17 protein-coding genes are annotated in these 15,635 nt (G+C 55.2%); 2 read left to right on the top strand and 15 right to left on the bottom strand.

Annotation, left to right across the window (positions count from 1 at the left end; translation table 11 throughout):
• Positions 1–9: 9 nt before the first annotated feature.
• The 4 genes from trhA to AAE514_RS11785 all read right to left on the bottom strand — a co-directional run bounded on the left by trhA (position 10) and on the right by AAE514_RS11785 (position 4,325).
• Positions 10–669, bottom strand: a complete 660-nt coding sequence (trhA, locus tag AAE514_RS11800) for a PAQR family membrane homeostasis protein TrhA (RefSeq protein WP_347331747.1) — start codon at positions 667–669, stop codon at positions 10–12.
• A 79-nt stretch (positions 670–748) separates the two neighbouring features.
• Positions 749–2,332: a cation:proton antiporter domain-containing protein gene (locus AAE514_RS11795; RefSeq protein ID WP_347331746.1), complete on the bottom strand. Its 1,584-nt coding sequence runs from the start codon at positions 2,330–2,332 to the stop codon at positions 749–751.
• A 108-nt stretch (positions 2,333–2,440) separates the two neighbouring features.
• A complete protein-coding gene (locus AAE514_RS11790; protein WP_347331745.1) occupies positions 2,441–3,277 on the bottom strand; it encodes a 3-keto-disaccharide hydrolase in 837 nt (278 codons plus the stop codon).
• Positions 3,278–3,584: 307 nt separating this feature from the next.
• Complete coding sequence (locus AAE514_RS11785) at positions 3,585–4,325, bottom strand: SDR family NAD(P)-dependent oxidoreductase (protein WP_347331744.1); 741 nt, start codon at positions 4,323–4,325, stop codon at positions 3,585–3,587.
• Positions 4,326–4,450: 125 nt separating this feature from the next.
• Between AAE514_RS11785 and AAE514_RS11780 the strand changes: the two genes are divergently transcribed.
• On the top strand, positions 4,451–5,056 hold the full coding sequence (locus AAE514_RS11780; protein ID WP_347331743.1) for a TetR/AcrR family transcriptional regulator: 606 nt from the start codon (positions 4,451–4,453) through the stop codon (positions 5,054–5,056).
• A gap of 52 nt (positions 5,057–5,108) precedes the next feature.
• Complete coding sequence (locus tag AAE514_RS11775) at positions 5,109–5,765, top strand: Pr6Pr family membrane protein (protein ID WP_347331742.1); 657 nt, start codon at positions 5,109–5,111, stop codon at positions 5,763–5,765.
• Between the two features lie 13 nt (positions 5,766–5,778).
• Here the strand turns inward: AAE514_RS11775 and AAE514_RS18595 are convergent, their stop codons facing one another.
• The 11 genes from AAE514_RS18595 to AAE514_RS11725 form a co-directional block, all read right to left on the bottom strand.
• A complete protein-coding gene (locus AAE514_RS18595) occupies positions 5,779–5,943 on the bottom strand; it encodes an SDR family oxidoreductase (protein ID WP_430623899.1) in 165 nt (54 codons plus the stop codon).
• A 189-nt stretch (positions 5,944–6,132) separates the two neighbouring features.
• A complete protein-coding gene (locus AAE514_RS11770; RefSeq protein ID WP_347331741.1) occupies positions 6,133–6,744 on the bottom strand; it encodes a LysE family translocator in 612 nt (203 codons plus the stop codon).
• A 128-nt stretch (positions 6,745–6,872) separates the two neighbouring features.
• The gene (locus tag AAE514_RS11765; protein ID WP_347331740.1) at positions 6,873–7,301 is read right to left on the bottom strand and encodes an ABZJ_00895 family protein; all 429 of its coding nucleotides are present in this window, start codon (positions 7,299–7,301) and stop codon (positions 6,873–6,875) included.
• A gap of 32 nt (positions 7,302–7,333) precedes the next feature.
• Positions 7,334–7,657 (bottom strand): hypothetical protein, encoded by a 324-nt coding sequence (locus tag AAE514_RS11760; protein ID WP_347331739.1) that lies wholly within the window; start codon positions 7,655–7,657, stop codon positions 7,334–7,336.
• 249 nt (positions 7,658–7,906) lie between these two features.
• Complete coding sequence (locus tag AAE514_RS11755) at positions 7,907–8,365, bottom strand: SRPBCC family protein (RefSeq protein ID WP_347331738.1); 459 nt, start codon at positions 8,363–8,365, stop codon at positions 7,907–7,909.
• A gap of 259 nt (positions 8,366–8,624) precedes the next feature.
• The gene (locus tag AAE514_RS11750) at positions 8,625–9,791 is read right to left on the bottom strand and encodes a fibronectin type III domain-containing protein (RefSeq protein ID WP_347331737.1); all 1,167 of its coding nucleotides are present in this window, start codon (positions 9,789–9,791) and stop codon (positions 8,625–8,627) included.
• 209 nt (positions 9,792–10,000) lie between these two features.
• Positions 10,001–11,323, bottom strand: a complete 1,323-nt coding sequence (locus tag AAE514_RS11745; protein WP_347331736.1) for a PepSY-associated TM helix domain-containing protein — start codon at positions 11,321–11,323, stop codon at positions 10,001–10,003.
• A gap of 36 nt (positions 11,324–11,359) precedes the next feature.
• A complete protein-coding gene (locus AAE514_RS11740) occupies positions 11,360–13,432 on the bottom strand; it encodes a TonB-dependent siderophore receptor (RefSeq protein WP_347331735.1) in 2,073 nt (690 codons plus the stop codon).
• A gap of 216 nt (positions 13,433–13,648) precedes the next feature.
• Positions 13,649–14,179: a porin family protein gene (locus AAE514_RS11735; RefSeq protein WP_347331734.1), complete on the bottom strand. Its 531-nt coding sequence runs from the start codon at positions 14,177–14,179 to the stop codon at positions 13,649–13,651.
• Between the two features lie 171 nt (positions 14,180–14,350).
• Positions 14,351–14,776 carry a MarR family winged helix-turn-helix transcriptional regulator gene (locus AAE514_RS11730; protein WP_347331733.1) on the bottom strand — a complete coding sequence of 142 codons (426 nt, stop codon included), beginning with the start codon at positions 14,774–14,776 and terminating at the stop codon, positions 14,351–14,353.
• Between the two features lie 253 nt (positions 14,777–15,029).
• Entirely contained in the window at positions 15,030–15,413 is a 384-nt protein-coding gene (locus AAE514_RS11725; RefSeq protein WP_347331732.1) for a VOC family protein, read from the bottom strand.
• Between the last annotated feature and the right edge of the window lie 222 nt (positions 15,414–15,635).

Raw genomic sequence — 15,635 nt, 5'->3', positions numbered from 1 at the left:
GAAAGCCGCTCAGTGGGCGTAGCCAAATATGGAGATAAAGTGGCAGAAGGTGCCGCCCAGCACAAACAGGTGCCACACGAAGTGGGCAAATTTGAACCGGGCGTCCAACACATAGAACACGATACCCAGCGTGTAGGACGCCCCGCCCGCGGCCAGCCAAGCAATCCCGGCGGCGGGAACCTCTCGGGTAAGCGGGTGCATGGCCACCAGTACCAACCAACCCATCACCAAGTACAGCCCCACCGATAGCACCGGGTGATTCAGCTTTCTCAGGCTTTTCAACAGCACGCCGAAGGCCGCCAGCGCCCAGACAATGCCAAACAGCGTCCAGCCCCATGGGCCGTTTAGCGCCCCGAGCGTAAAGGGCGTGTAGGTGCCGGCAATCAGCAGGTAAATGGCGGAGTGGTCGATATCCTTACACACCCGCTTGGCGCGCCCCTGGGGCAGCATGTGATAAACGGAGGAGGCCAGATACAGCACAATCATGGTGGCGCAAAAAATACTCACGCCCACCACAAAGGCCGGGTCGCCCAACCGTACCGCCCGGACCACCATAAACGGCGTCGCAATGATGGCCGCAACCAGGCCGATGCCGTGGCTGATGGTGTTGGCGGTCTCTTCCCCGACGGTCTGTAACCGGTGCTTTAACTCAGCCGTGTGTGATGTCATTCGTTGCCCCCCGTTCTCACGAAGCATGATTCATTGCCCATTATTGTACATCGCTTAGATGACAATGTCGGGGCTGCCGTCATAAAGGGCGCCTTACTGGACTCGAGGCACCGGGCTGCCCCTCCTGCATATAATGAGAGACGTGCTCCGCCAAACTGGTACCCGCTTCGTTCATGGTTAAGTAAGTCCGGTCGGCGCCGGCCTCATCAATACGGTTGGCTTCGTCCTCATACAGGCTGTGGGAGACAATGTAGCCGGAGAAACCGTTGGCGCGCAGTTTCTTGGCAGAGATAATTTTCGCCTCCGGGTCGCTCATGCTCAGCACCACGGAGCGAATGCCGCTCATATCCAGCCCGGCCCAGAAAGCCTGGTCTTCCGCGTCCGCGAACAGAATGTGCCGCCCGGCTTTCAGGTGTTTGTCCACCTTGCCGGGGTCCGAGTCCAGGGCGAGCAGGCGGTAGCCCTGCGCCTGAAGCCGGTCGTAGGCGGCGCTGCCCGTTCGGCCCATCCCCATGATAATAACCTCGGCATCGCCCAGGGATACGGGCACCTCATCCGGGTGCCAGCTGTCGCGCTCCAACCGGCGCAGGCGATCGCCCAGGCGTTCATACAGCGGGTGGGCAATATGGTTCAGCGGCGCTGACACCACGAATGACAGCGCCAGCGTGAGCGCCAACGGTATCAGCCACTCCGGAAGCGCCACACTGGCGACAATCAGCCCGAACTCACTGTAGTTGGTCAGGCTGAGCCCGGTGAGAAAGGCGCTGCGCGAACGCAGCTTGAACACCAGCAAGAACAAAAAGAACAGAATGCCCTTTAGCGGCAGCAAAAGCGTCATTACCAGGGCGAAGATGATCATGCCCTTATCCGGCAGGCCTTCCATACCAATTTGCAGAAAAAAGCCCACCAGAAACAACTCCTTGATGCTCCACAGAGAGTTGGACAGTTCCGTGGCCCGCGGGTGGTTGGCCAGCAGTGCACCAAAGGCGAGGGCGCCCAGTTCAGAGCTCAACCCGACGGATTCGAACCCCTGGCCGCCCACCACTAGGGCGAGCAACAGGCCCAGAAGCACCAGTAGCTCGTCGTGGCCGCTCTGATCCAGCAGCCGGTAAATCAGCGGGCGCAGCAGGGGTATCAAGAGAATCAGCACCGCCCAGGCAGAGGGGGTATCGCCGCTGGCAATGGCCATCACCACCAGGGCGATCAAATCCTGCACAATCAGAATCCCGATCGCCACCCGCCCGTGAAAAGCGCGCAGCTCGCGTTTGCTGTCCAGCGCTTTGGCCGCCAGCACCGTACTGGAGAAAGCCAGCGCAATGGCCAGCATTGCGGCGGTGTAAGGTTCAAGGTCAAGCAGCCAGTAGAGACCGGGTGCTAGCAACAGGCAAGAGACGGTAAAATGCAGCAGTCCACCGCCAATCACCTCCGGGCGCACCAAGTTGCGCAGGCGAAGCTTCAGCCCCACGGTAAACAACAGCAGCAACACCCCAAGGTGCGCGATGTGGTCAAGAATCTTGCCGTTCTCATCCGGCAGTGAGAGGTAGGGGCTGGCGGCGCTAATGGCAAACCCGGCGGCCAGATAGCCAATCAGATTGGGGAGACCGAGACGACGGACGAAAAACCCCAGGGTAAAGGCAAAGGCGATCCAAATGGCTTCCAGCATGCAGTGCTCCCGAAAAGCGGTCTCAATAGCACTCTAGTATATCGGAGGATGGCACAGAAAAAAGCCGGTACCTATTCGACACCGGCTTTAAAAGGGGAGTCCGGCGCTTTAATAGACGCAGCTGTCCGGGGCGCCTGCCACATAATAGGATTTGTAATTGCGTGCCTGTGGGTCCATGCAGCCTTTAAGGTTCAACAGCCGCACCGAGCGGAACTCAATGGGCGCGCTCTCTGCTTGCAGGGCAATATAGCCCTCGGTCAAGGGCGTGCCATCGTCCAGCTGCATGCCGCTGTAGCGAATCACCTCTTCGCCCTCCACCCGGTGAATGGCCAGGTCATCCCCGTGGACCTCCACCTCGGCAGTGACCCACTGGTCCCCGTGATAGGTCTCGCTGCTGGACTCGATAATATGGTCCTCCCGCAGCTCACCCTGGTACACCGCGTGGGAACCCGGTGTCACCAGGTTGGAGGTGGGGCGCTCATCCTCGCCATTGCCCCCGAGCAGCTGCACCTCCATGCAGGCCGGATAGCCTTGGTTAATCTCCATTTCATAGGGTGACTGGGCGTGGTACATAATGCCGTTATTCCGTACCGCCCACTCTGGGGCCCCGTCCACCTGCTCCCCGACAAAGCGGTACTCCACCTCTATGCGGTAGTGCGAGAAAGGCTCCTTGTAGAAAAGGTGGCCCCAGCGACCGCCCAGCTCATCGTATTCGTCATAGCTGACCACGATTTTTCCGCCCTGCACAGAGAAGGTGTTCAGCGCATTCTCCCCCGGCGGGGACCCGGCAATCTTGATGATCCAGTCACTCAGGTCCTCTCCGTTAAACAGCTCGACCCACTCTTCCCGCTCGGCGGCACTGGTTGTGGAATCGGAGGCGGTGTTGCAGCCGGTTACGGTCAGCGCCGTCAGGCCCATCAGGGGGAGCAGTCGAATCAAACGCATGGCGGTGCCTCTGAGGTGTTATGGTTGGTGGCGGTTAGCGGGGAATAATGCCAAAGTTTTTATTTGAAAACAAATTGTTATATGAAAGTGGTGCTGCACCGCTAGTCAGGCTTTCTAACGATCAACGAAGGTTAACATATGCCCGCCTGCCTCCACCCCGTACCGATTTTCTGCTACGCCGCCTATAAAGGCCTCCAGACCTCTTTTGTCACCACGACGAAGCTGGTGAAGGCAAGCAGACCAATAAGAAAGGTGGGCAATCGCGATATTCTGGGAGTAACCGCTTCCATTGGCCTGAGCCCAATAATTAGGCGTTTGTGCCACCATCCATGGTAATTCCAGCGCCGGTAATGCACCGGGCCTCTTCACTGGCGAGCCATGACACCAAGCCCGCAATGTCACCCGGTTCCGCATAGCGTGGGATACACATTGCGCTTCGTTGGGCGTCGGAGAATTCGCCATCGGCCGGGTTCATCGTGGTGTTGGTGGAGCCCGGATGCACTACGTTCACAGTGATCTTACGTTGTCCCAGGTCACGAGCCAGGCCTTTCGTAAAGCCGGTAAGAGCCGCCTTACTCATGCTGTAAAGGCTCAACCCCGGCATGATTGCGTGCTCTGCAAGATTACTCCCAATGGAGATGATGCGGCCCCCTTCTCCCATATGCTCTGCAGCGGCTTTTGAGGCCACGAATGCCGCGCGGACATTGGTATCCATTGTCTCCCGATAGTCCTCAAGCGTCAGAGCATCAATCGCCTTAACGTTGAAAACGCCCGCGTTATTCACAAGAATATCGATCTTTCCTAGTTGTTTGACGGTTTTTTCAATCGAGCTTTTAACCGCCTCTGGGTCTCGGCTGTCGGCCCGCAGTGCCAGGCCGCGCCGACCGAAACGCTCCACGGCTTCGGCTACTTCGTACGCTTGATTCTCCGAGCGGTTATACGTCAGGGCTACATCCGCCCCTTCATGTGCCAGGCGCTCACAGATTGCGGCTCCCATACCTCGGCTGCCGCCGGTTACTAGTGCCACTTTTCCCTTTAATTTACTCATGATATTTCACCCTATTTTATAATATATAACGATCGACACATAATTTAGAGCATCAAGGAGGATCTATCAACCACTTTCTGTTATGATCGTTATATATTAATAAGATCTTAATAGAGGTGTGCAATATGAAAAAGCGCGGGCGTCCTCGCAACTTCGACAGGCAAGAGGCGCTAAAAAAGGCCATGATGGCTTTCTGGGCCCACGGTTATGAAGGCACGTCCATGGCAGCTCTGGTGAAAGCCATGAATATTAACTCGCCGAGCATTTACGCCGCGTTCGGTTCAAAAGAGAACCTCTTTCAGGAAGCCGTAACGCTTTACAGGACCACGGAGGGAGGCAGAATATGGACGGCAGCACTGGCTGAGCCTACGGCTCGCTCTGCCGTTGCAACCATGCTAAAAGTCAGTGCGAAAGAGTTCTCCCAGCCGAACAAGCCGGGAGGGTGTTTGGTTGTTCTTGGCGCCATTCACGCCGCTGGTGATAGCGATGCGGTTTACCAGAAGCTCAAAGAATATAGAGCGGAGAGCATTGCTACCCTGATGCAGATTTTCAAACGAGCCGTTTCTGAAGGCGAGCTCAGCGACCAAACCGACCTCCGGGCGGTTGCCCGCTATTACGTTGCGGTGCAGCAAGGTATGTCCATACAAGCAAGGGACGGTGCGTCTCGTCAGTCACTTCTTACGGTGGCTGAAAGCGCGATGGCGGCATGGGAAAACCTAACGGACTGTTGATTGAAAGTCAGCCAGGATATCGAGCGCCCACAGGTCACATATAGGAGTCTACATGAGCGCTTCTCCAGTGAATGAATCAGGTTTCAAAGGCCGGCCCTGGCTGCGGGCTCTGGCACTTCTGGTCTGGGGGACCTTGGCGTTGCGGCTGGGGGTGGTGGCCGTGGAAGCGGCTCAGGCAGATGAGTCTGTAGTCGGGGCGATAGTGGGCAGTTTTGGGTACTTTACGGTACTCACCGCGTTGGTCGCCGGCGTTGCCGCAACGGCCCCCCTGGTTCCGTCAACCGTATTGCGCCGGGCGCGACTAGCCTCCTTGGCTGGCCCTGGGTTTGCGACGCTTGTGACCACCAGCTTGTTACTGGTGGCGCTGGTTTACACGCTGGCCCTGCGCGACCAATGGCACCCTGAAGGGGTGCGGCTAGTAGTGGATAGCCTGTTGCACGACGTGATTCCCTTGGCGTTCCTCCTCTATTGGTGGTTTTTCGTTCCTAAACACGACCTTCGCTACCGGCACGTGCTCTGGTGGGTGTGCTACCCGGTCATCTACCTACTGGTGGTGATGGCGCTGGGTTTGACTCACAGTTGGTATCCTTACCCGTTCCTCGATGTGCCGGAGCTGGGAGCGCTACGGGTTAGACTCAATGTGGTAGGGCTGCTCGGAATCTATGCCTTATTGGCTTGTGTATTAATCGGGGTAGGGCGGCGGCGTTGAGTAGCACGCGTTTTCATGTGAGATTGAGCCCACCATCTGAGAGGATAATTTCGCCCGTGAGGTAACTACTGGAAACAAGCATTGAAGCGGTATGCGCAATTTCACTTGGTTGTGCTCCTCGCCTCATCGGCGACCTTTCCTCCCACAGCTGATAAGCCTGAACCCAAGTTTCCGTCATCGGCGAGTCGAAGAGCAATAGCTTTACCAATGCCTGAGGTGGAGCCGGTGATAAGAGCAACTTTGCCCTGGTTACTTGTTACATTAAACGTCATAGCTTCCCTTTTTGGCTCATGGTCTTAATAGAGCCAACGTATACCGTGCTGTTGTGAGTGTGAATTCCAGTCAAGATCTTAAAGCGCTCCAATGGCTACCTCGTAGATGAGGCAAGTCCAACGCCGAAGCTGACTAATAGGCCTCCACATGCTTTGTTCAGGAGGTGCATACCTTTTTGTTTGAAGAACTTGGCTCTGAACCAAATTGCGAGAAAAGTATATATCATATGAATAAACAAGATTAACGTGCTAAATGTTAGTGAAAGAAGAGCAAGCTGAGAGAGATAACTCTCGGACGGGTTGATAAACTGAGGAAAAATGGATACAAAGAATACGATTGACTTGGGGTTTGATAGCGAAACCAGGATCCCTTCGTAGAAGTGTCTAGACCCTGAAGCTTTTGAAGCAGGATACCTTAAGTTCTCTTGATCTTTGGTCTTCCAAATTTTTATTCCAAGATAGATTAGGTATAAGGCGCCGAGGTATTTCACTACCGAAAAGGCCAATGCTGACTTTGCCAAGATAACACCGACCCCGGTAGCAGAGATAGCCGCCACTATTAATACTCCTAAACTGATGCCTAAAACCCCAGCCATAGAGCTAGGCCATCCGTTTTGAGCGGCATTACTAATTGTCATCAGAACCCCAGGACCTGGCAAGGCGATGGTGAGGGCGGCCAAAAACACGAATGCTGGATAAGAGTTCATGAGCTCTCCGTCGTTGAAAATTCGAAGTGCAGTATCGCTCTGGGTTGCACCCCAAAATTCCCATGTGAACCTTGTTTAAATGGCGCTACCACTATGCTGGTCTTAGAGCTACTTTATCTGTAGGGGCTTTACTCACCGCCAGAGACGGCCTGTTGCCCCTTTACCCTATCGGGGTGGTGTTTTGTAAGAATTCTCTTCACGCCAAAACTTACTACCACCAGCACCAAGAAATGCAGTGGCGTTATTATGGCCAGGCCAATAAGAAAGTATCCCAGCGGAAGGTCGTTGGCGAGCATTGCTGGCACTCCGAGTACAACGCTGGTAAGAACATCGCCGGCCAGGGCGAGAAAGATCAGGGACCACTTCTCATTCCCTTCTATGATTCTTGAGTTCTTGGTGGAGAAGGAGTAGAAAAACCAGTAAGCAACAGCCATCAGCAGGACGGTGTTAAGGCTGCTCGCAGACTTTACCTCCAATATACTTATCGTAATTCCCGCCGCTGCCATCACTAGTGCGTAAGTCAGCGTAAAACGAATGAAAAAACCAATCTTGCTCATTGTTAATCCTTGTTGCATGCTTCCGTTGTTGGTCATATTCCCATCGCCGCCGACAAGATAAACCTGATGGCAATACTGGCCGCTATGCCCAAAATAATAATGGCAAACAACGCAAAATAGCTATCCTGGTATCTGTCAATCAGCCAGAAGAACAAAAAGCCTGTGGCGAGGTGGTATAGCAATGTAATGCCCAACGCGGCTACGTAAAGCCATGAAAATGGCTGCACTACCATTAATAGTAGCCCGAGGGCCAGGTGCGCGCCCGCGTAAATGATCGCGGTAACGCCAGGCCGTCCCTTAGTCATAACGTGCCTGATGCAGAAAATGAAAATGGCCAGTTTAAGGATGAGTACCACTGAATCCCTCCTTAGGGGTTATACGTTTCATTCTGGCGGTATGCGGAATGACTTGGTTTATAGGGGGTTGTTTCGGGAGGGGCGCACATTAAGCATCCCTGTCGTCAAATAACGCCTTTTGGAAAGATAGCACATTGGCTAGGCGTCCATACGTCCATGCCTATAATTTGCCACAGTAAGTGACTTCTGGCAATAGTTCGGGGGGTGGCGAAGGCCGCCCTGGCACTGGAGCGGCCTGCCATTTTGTTGTCAGCTGTTATCGGGAATCTCCGGCTCAACAAGATGGGCAAGTTGCGCCAGGGATTCTTGCCACCCCAGGTAACACATTTCCTCTGGAATGACTGAGGGTATTCCTTTCTGCACAATGGTGATTTCCGTGCCGCAGGAGACGGTTTTTAGGTCAATTGAAACCCGCATTTCTCCGGGAAGGTTCTCGTCGTCAAAGCGGTCGGTATGCTCTATACGCTCATTGGGCACTAACTCCAGAAATTCTACCTCGAAGGAGTGGCTGCTGCCCGTACCGAAGTTGGTGAATGACATTCGGTAGCCGCCGCCAACGCGGGCATCCATGTCGTGGACCGTGCCGGTAAACCCATAGGGAGGGAGCCAGTACTCCAAGCCGTTTTTGCTGGTAAAGGCCTTGTAAACCCGCTCAGCAGGCGCCTGTAGTACGCGGTGTAGGCGAACGGTACCAGTGTGGTTTGACATAATAATCCTCCAGATATCGATCAAATTTCGACCTGCGCTCAGTGGCCGGCCGCTGAGTGAGAGCTGAGTTCTTGGTAAAAGATCTTCGCTCTTACCTGCCTTGTCGAGCGGGAGGTAGGAAATTCGACAGGACGTGGCTATGAATTGGAGGGGGGGCAATGAGCGCTCGGGCTTGCGGAGGCTATTTCGTTGGTGCCTGTGAGCGTAAAAGCCGCTCAGCCAGAGGCCGAGCGGCCTGTTCAGGTGAATTAATCAGCGTCTAGAGTGGGTTGCCCCAATCCGCGCCACGGGTTTGCAGCTCTTGGTTGAGCTGCCGGTACAGTCTGGGATGCTCACTTTCCATAAACCGCTCAATGGATAAGCCTTTGGCGTTCAGGCGTTCCTCTTCCTGCCATCTCTCAAGAATCGGAGACTCTGACTCCACCAGAACCTTTAGCAATGTAAGCGTATCGGCAATATCCTCCTGGTAGTCTTTGCGGATGGAGTCCCTGGCCACCTTCAGGTTCTCGTCATAGTGTTCCACCAGGTGAGGATACAAGCCACCGTCGTAAAATTGATCCAAACTTTCGGCGTAGCTGACCAGAACGTCGGAAGCATAGTCACTCACAAGCATCTGGAAAATATTCATAAAACCACAGCTACCCTTGGTTCTCGCCTCGGCTTCGCCAATTTTATCGAAGCCACCTCCAGGGTAATAGCCAAAGCCGACAACGTCGTATTTGGTGCAGGGCTTGAGGCTGGCGGTAGGGTGAACCGTTGCTGTCAGGGGTTGTGCGGGCGTTGCTTCCATCCAGCCAACGGTGTGGTCCGAGTAGGACCAGGTTACACCAGGATAGTGGGCGCATGAATATTCGAAATCAAAAACGGTAGAATATTTCTTTTTATGACAGATGCGCACTGACTCAAAGATATCCATATCATCGTGCTCCAGAGTCACATCCAGAGAGAAAAGGCCTGTACCCGTGATGGCGAAGCTGGAAGGGGTGTAAGAACCCACTGAACTCGCGTTGGTAGTCACTTCCATAGTCGAAATATTGCGCCACCTGTCCCAGCCCCAACCGCCAAATAGCTTCTTGCGCTCACAGTGACACTTCACCCGAATCTTATAGGTCGTATTTGCATCCAGCCCGGAAAGTGTATGTGGGATGGAGTTTGATGTTTGCGGCGGGTTGGCGCTACAGATAAAGGGCAGTGTGCCTTTCTTCTTGTAACAGACTTTGTAGTAAGGCGTGTTTCCCGATAATTGATAGTTTCCAGAAGGCGGCGTCCACGCCACAGTGATGCTTGAGTCGGTAACCCCGCCCGACCAAACCGACCCGATGCCGGCATGGGCGTTCAGGGAAAACACAATGGCACCTATTACTGCAAAGTACCTGAAAAGATGGAAACGCCTGTACGCGGGTGATCTAAAAAGCAAGGTATTCATAACACTTCCTCATTGCTGATTGGATTGAATGCTGACGTTCAGCAAAGGGTAAGTCGCAGAGGGGAAGTGTATGGTTCAATTCTTCTGGGGAGTCTTGCTTAATCTGGCTGGCGAGATCCGAGGCCAGATTGCAAAATGGTGGGTGCCCATTTGCCCGCAGTGGGCACAACCTCTGACCGGCTGTCCGAGAACAGCCGGTCAGGCACGGTTTAAGGCTGAGGGCGCGTTTGCCACCCGTTGTCGGGAAGCCCCGGTTTCACATACTCTTCCATAGCGGGCACGGCCTGCCGCGCCCGACGAGCCTTCCGGGCCTTCAACTTCTTATACCAAATAACCACCCCGGTAATACTTAGCATGGCGATCACCAGCCCCATTACCGAAATCAGAATTCGCCCCGGCAGGCCCAGAATGCGGCCCGAATGAAGCGGGAACTGCGCCTGCACAAATAGATCGGCAGCGGTGCCTCGCCAGGGAATCCAGTCGCCCAGCAGCTCGCCGGTTTTGGAATCCAGGTACACGGCTTTATGGCCCACGCCACCGGCACCGTGGCCCTCGGCGGGCGTAAAAAACTCTACCCGGTAAATGCCAAACTCCCGCGCGTGCCACAGGCTGCCGACCGGCGCCTCCCAGCCCTTGGCCTGCCCGGCTTGCGCCCCCAACTCAATCGCGCGAGCAAAACCGTAGTTGGGTTCAATGGGGTTGTGATGGCCTGAGGGCGCGCGCTCGTCGATGGGCGTGGGCGTTACGTCAGAGACCATACTCATCAGTGGGAAGAACACTTCGCGGTACAGGTTGAGGGAGAAGCCGGTAAAGGCAATCACAAACAACAGTATCCAGGTCCATAGGCCGAAGGCCCGATGCAGGTCGAAGTTCAGCTTGGTGGGGCCGCTGCGGGCGCGGATTTTCCAGGCCGGCTTCCACCGTTGCCAGAAGCCACCGGCTTTCGCCACTCCCGAAGCCCCGCCTGCCAGAGAGCTTCGCTTACGTCGGGGCAGGGTGAGATAAAACCCCACAAAGCAGTCGAAGGTCCAGATAAGCGCGATCACCCCGAGCAGCCACAGGCCCCAGTGGTCGATGCCCCAGAGCTCGGGAATGTGCAGGCTGAAATGCAGCTTGTACAGGAAAGAGACAAAGTTCTCGCTCGTGACGGGCCAGATCGCGCCCCACTCGCGCGTGCCCTGTATCTCGCCCGAGACAGGGTCCACGTACACTTGGTTGAAACCCGGCTTGTATAGTTTGCCCGTTTCCGGGTTCACCCTCGGCTCCACCCAGTAGTAATAGGTGTGGCCGGGCTCCGGCGCCAGTTCGTAATAGCTGACCTGCACCTGCGGGTATTGCCGCTCCACTTCGGCCGCCAGGGCCGTGGCGCTTTGCGGCGTGCCCTGGGTATTGGCTTCCAGCAGGTGCGGGTTGAGCCACTCGTCCAGTTCGTGGTCCCAGGAAATGATCGCCCCGGTCAGGCCGGTCACCACCAGAAAGCCGGCGATGGTTAAACCCATGTAGCGATGAAGCCAGATGAAGTAGCGACGCATGACTCTAACCTTTTATCCAGAGTGTAAATACGAGCATTAGTACTGCCAGGTGATCGAGGCGGTAGCGTTGCGCGAGGCCCCAAAGTTCGCCTGGCCCCACTGCGGGCTTTGCCGGTACGTTTCATCTAGGGCATTGTTGATGTTCAGTGCCAAGCTCAGGTTGTCGCTCAGTTCATATCGCGCGAACAGGTCCACCAGTGCGTAGCTGCCCTGTACCTCGGTATTGGCATAGTAGATCTCGTTTTGCCAGTTGACGCCCGAGCCCACACGCAGTGCCGGCACGGCAGGCACCTGATAGGCCAGGGCCAGCTTGAATTGCTGGGTGGGGATGAACCGGCGGGTGTCGTTCCCGTTTTCATCCTCTACTTCCACCTGGGTATAGCCCGCGCTTAGGTTCAGACCGGGCAGTAATTCGCCGGTCAACTCTACCTCAAAGCCATCGCTCTCAAGCTCGACTCCACGGTAAAGGTTCAACCCGGTATCCACATCCCGGGCGAACCACTCGCCGAAGTTTTCCTGGGCAGACTGAAACAGCGCCGCCGTCAGCACCGCATTGCCGTCAAACAGCCCCTGCTTCACACCCGCTTCGGTGCTCTCACCCTGCACCGGGCCCAGCGGCGCCAAGTCTGCATCCACCCAGGTCTGCTGTTTGAACACCTCGCTGTAGCTGGCATAGAGCATGGTGCCGCTCAGCACTTCATAGGTGACGCCCGCGTAGGGCACGGTTTCCGCATCGGACACGCCTTGGGGCGCGCCGTAGCTGATACCGCTCTGCTCCAGGTCCACGTGGCGGGCACCGAGCAGTATTGATACGGCATCGTTCAGGTTCAGGCGGGAAGACACATAGTAGGCATCCTGGGTTTGATCAATATCGGTGGAGGAGTTCGCCGGGTCATCGATATCAAACGCCGGGCGGGGCGTGTTGCCCAGGGCCCAGTCACCGCCCACGGGGTCATCGTAACCCGCCCATTCGCTGGCATACACCGAGCGGGCGGTCAGCTTGATATCCGCCAAGTTGATACCGGCTACTAGGTCGTGATCCTGGCCCCAGAGCGAGAAGCTTCCGCTCACAAACAGATCGGCGACGTTCTCTTCGTCCTGGGCCTCGTAATAGCTGGCCACGCCCACCAAGCCTTCCTCGGTGGCCGGGTCCGGCGCGCCGGACAGGTAGAACGTCTCCCACTCCTTGTCTTGAACATTACGGGTCAGGATGGCCTTCAACAGCCAGCGCTCGCCCAGGTCCTGCTCCAGCTCCGCGAAGGTCCGTTGCTGTTGCACGTCTTGATAAGCCCAGTCCGGGCTGGTGTTGGTCGAGACGTCGTAGTCCGTCAGTGAGCCATCATTGTAAAACAACGGCAGCGCGCCGGAGGAGTTGCCTTCGTTGTGGTTGTCATTAACGCTGTGTCCCACGGTGAAACGGGTATGGTCGGTAAGCTCGCCGCTGAGCACACCATAGAATACCGTCAGGTCCTTGGAATAACGGTCGAGGTAAGAGTCACCGTCCTGCTGGGCCACCACGACTCGGCCGTTCAGCCGGTCCTCCACAACCGGCCCGGACACATCGCCCTCCAGCCGATACTGACTCCAGCTCCCCGCCGAGGCGGACACCGTCGCCTGCAGTTCTTCGGTAGGGCGCTTGCGCACATAGTTGATGGTGGCCGAGGGGTTGGCCAGCCCCGTGGTCAGGCCTGTGGCGCCTTTGACCACCTCCACCTGCTCGTAAATCGCCGTGTCCGCATGCCCCTGGGTTAGCCCATAGGAAAACGGCACGCCCACCCCGTCATACTGGAAGTTGACGATATCGAAGCCCCGGGCGGTGTAATAGGTGCGGTCCGTCTCCACATGCTCCACGGTCACACCGGGGACGTAGTCCAGCAGGGCATTGACCTCATTCAGGGAGAAATCATCCATCTGGTCCCGAGAAACCACCGAGACCATCTGTGGGGTTTCAAAAATCGACAGGTTCAGCTTAGTGGCCGCCTCGGTCTTGCCGGGCTCGCCGTAAACGGTGACCGTCTCAATACCGGGGGTGGATTGGGCGTGGGCGGCGCCACTGATCATGGCCGCAGCCACGGACAGCGCCAGAGCGTTTCGGGCAAACATCTTCATCGTATCTCCGGAAATCGGGCCTGGCAGGGCAGGCGGGAACGGACCTTAAGAGAATAAGGAGGCGTTTATATCATTATTGAAGATGCGAATCAATATCAGTTGTGTTTTCAGGGGGGGTACTGCTTCTAGCTTTCTGGTACGGTTCGTGGTTTGGTCCACGCTATCCTTAAGGTGCTGCCGGCGGGGCTTAAGGCCCCGCCGGCACTTTTCCAGCGCTTAAAAGCTGCTTGCGATACCGATAGCAAAACCGGAAATCTCAGCACCATCGCTGTCATAATAATTCATGTATTCTGCATTAAGGGTAATGTTTTGGCTCACATTCAGGTCAGCACCGATCCCATATGACGCATCAGTGTCTGATTCAGAGAAGTCGCCGAACCCAGAGACGGAAAGCGTAGCCTCGACTCTGGTGTAGCCTACAACCACGTAGGGGAAGAAGTTTTCGGAAACGGGGATGCCGCCTCGTACATAAGCGCCATACAGGCTATCGAGCTCAACGTCCAACTCGCCTCCGCCGAAATCCGCGGAATCCTCGCCAATACCAAAGCCTACACGGAGCTCGCCGGAGAAGTTCTCATTGAAGTGAGTCCCGAGGCGTCCATAGGCAGTCGTCAGAGAAGCATCAACCCAATCTTCGGTATAGTCCAGGGAGGAAATATTGCCGCCAAAGTAATTCCCTTCGGCATTCGCTACACCAGAAGCCAGTGAGAATAAGCCAATGGCCGCAATTGCTGATTTTTTAAACATGTCGATCTCCGTATGTTAAACACAAAAAAGAGAATTTTTTTTTGCAACGCTCCCCTGTACGTTGTATTGAGCTTTCCCGGAGCGCCCAAGGCACATTCCCGATCGAGAGCGTGTGAAATAGTGTCTAGTTCCTGCTACGTGTAATACAAGAGCTAACACAGGTGCGAAATGCTACACCTTTAGCACTACCTTCAATAGCTCAGAAAGTGTGCTTCGTTTTTCGGCACCGAGCGGGTCAAGCAGTGTGGCTGAGGCATGTTCAAACGACACTCGCGCCTCTTCATACACTTTCTTGCCCGTAATTGAAAGCGCAACAAGGCTGATTCTGGCGTCACGAGGGTTCGCTTCTTTTTCCACCAGCCCAATTTTCTGCATAGGATTGAGAAGGCGTGTCACGCCGGACGGGCTCAAGCCAACGCGCTCAGCCAGATCACTACGGCGCATTTTCTCACTTGGCGCACTGTATAGCTGATTCAGGACGAGGTAGTCGGATAGGCCAATCCCGTGAACAGAAAGTGCGCCGCCAACGCGCTTCTGAATCTTGTTTTGCAGGTTTATGAGGTTTATCACCAGCCCGCTTTCTATTTCCTTCGTCATATCTGCCCCTTTTGCGCGATGTTTGAGCGCTCAACTATATGTCAATTTATTTGTGAGATCAAGCACCGCGCAATTATATGACGTGTTGGGAGATGAAATCGTCAAGTAACGTGCTCAGCCAAGCTGACAGCGAACTTGCCATTCGTTATTGGAGGTCTCTGGCTTCACATGTTTGACCCCACCACCAGGGCTGGGCTCGCCGATAAACACCGGGCCTGGCCGTATGGTGTCAAGGTTCTAACATCGGAGCTTGCTAGTTGAACAACTCGGTGATGTGCCAAAGCTCCCCGGAGGGACCCCACATATAAATCACCTTTCCCCAGCGCTCTTCTTTGATGGGCTCGAACCTGAAATTATGGCCACGAATATTCGATAGGCTGGCATATGCTTCCTCGATATTCGGCACAATTAGCTGAAGCATCAGGTTGTCAGCAAAATCCTTGTTGTAGTACCTCTGAAGAAAAAAAGTACTGTTGCCCGACTCAAATATTGATAGATCTTCAGAGGCTGGTGACATCTTGAAACCGAGAGCCTGGTAGAAGGATTTTGAGGCTTCGTAATCCTTGCTGGGTATAAACACCCTGATATCCCGGACTTCCATAATCACCCCTTGTTCAGAAAACGTTGCATTATACACCTTTCTTTAAGCCGCTCTTTTGACCTCCTGGGCCTAAGCATCATTTCCCAAGACCCAGGCCAGACGAATATTGCGACAGATCGCCATTTGATGGAAGAATTGCCTAAGGGTCTCCGTAAGGACCGTCATGAAAGGGGCGCTACCGAGAGGCGCGCCGCTACGCAGTGTGCGATAATTCCAACAACCGAGCCGGTTTCAAGCGTGCCGGTTCTGTCGAAGACG

The sequence above is a fragment of the Marinimicrobium locisalis genome, assembly GCF_039822625.1.
GTDB lineage: Bacteria > Pseudomonadota > Gammaproteobacteria > Pseudomonadales > Cellvibrionaceae > Marinimicrobium > Marinimicrobium locisalis.
This window is presented reverse-complemented; position numbering and strand designations above follow the sequence as displayed.

Coding starts and splice junctions, on each gene's coding strand:
- trhA (WP_347331747.1), bottom strand. CDS start 669: ATGACATCACACACGGCTGAGTTAAAGCACCGGTTACAGACCGTCGGG.
- AAE514_RS11795 (WP_347331746.1), bottom strand. CDS start 2,332: ATGCTGGAAGCCATTTGGATCGCCTTTGCCTTTACCCTGGGGTTTTTC.
- AAE514_RS11790 (WP_347331745.1), bottom strand. CDS start 3,277: ATGCGTTTGATTCGACTGCTCCCCCTGATGGGCCTGACGGCGCTGACC.
- AAE514_RS11785 (WP_347331744.1), bottom strand. CDS start 4,325: ATGAGTAAATTAAAGGGAAAAGTGGCACTAGTAACCGGCGGCAGCCGA.
- AAE514_RS11780 (WP_347331743.1), top strand. CDS start 4,451: ATGAAAAAGCGCGGGCGTCCTCGCAACTTCGACAGGCAAGAGGCGCTA.
- AAE514_RS11775 (WP_347331742.1), top strand. CDS start 5,109: ATGAGCGCTTCTCCAGTGAATGAATCAGGTTTCAAAGGCCGGCCCTGG.
- AAE514_RS18595 (WP_430623899.1), bottom strand. CDS start 5,943: ATGACGGAAACTTGGGTTCAGGCTTATCAGCTGTGGGAGGAAAGGTCG.
- AAE514_RS11770 (WP_347331741.1), bottom strand. CDS start 6,744: ATGAACTCTTATCCAGCATTCGTGTTTTTGGCCGCCCTCACCATCGCC.
- AAE514_RS11765 (WP_347331740.1), bottom strand. CDS start 7,301: ATGAGCAAGATTGGTTTTTTCATTCGTTTTACGCTGACTTACGCACTA.
- AAE514_RS11755 (WP_347331738.1), bottom strand. CDS start 8,365: ATGTCAAACCACACTGGTACCGTTCGCCTACACCGCGTACTACAGGCG.
- AAE514_RS11750 (WP_347331737.1), bottom strand. CDS start 9,791: ATGAATACCTTGCTTTTTAGATCACCCGCGTACAGGCGTTTCCATCTT.
- AAE514_RS11745 (WP_347331736.1), bottom strand. CDS start 11,323: ATGCGTCGCTACTTCATCTGGCTTCATCGCTACATGGGTTTAACCATC.
- AAE514_RS11740 (WP_347331735.1), bottom strand. CDS start 13,432: ATGAAGATGTTTGCCCGAAACGCTCTGGCGCTGTCCGTGGCTGCGGCC.
- AAE514_RS11735 (WP_347331734.1), bottom strand. CDS start 14,179: ATGTTTAAAAAATCAGCAATTGCGGCCATTGGCTTATTCTCACTGGCT.
- AAE514_RS11730 (WP_347331733.1), bottom strand. CDS start 14,776: ATGACGAAGGAAATAGAAAGCGGGCTGGTGATAAACCTCATAAACCTG.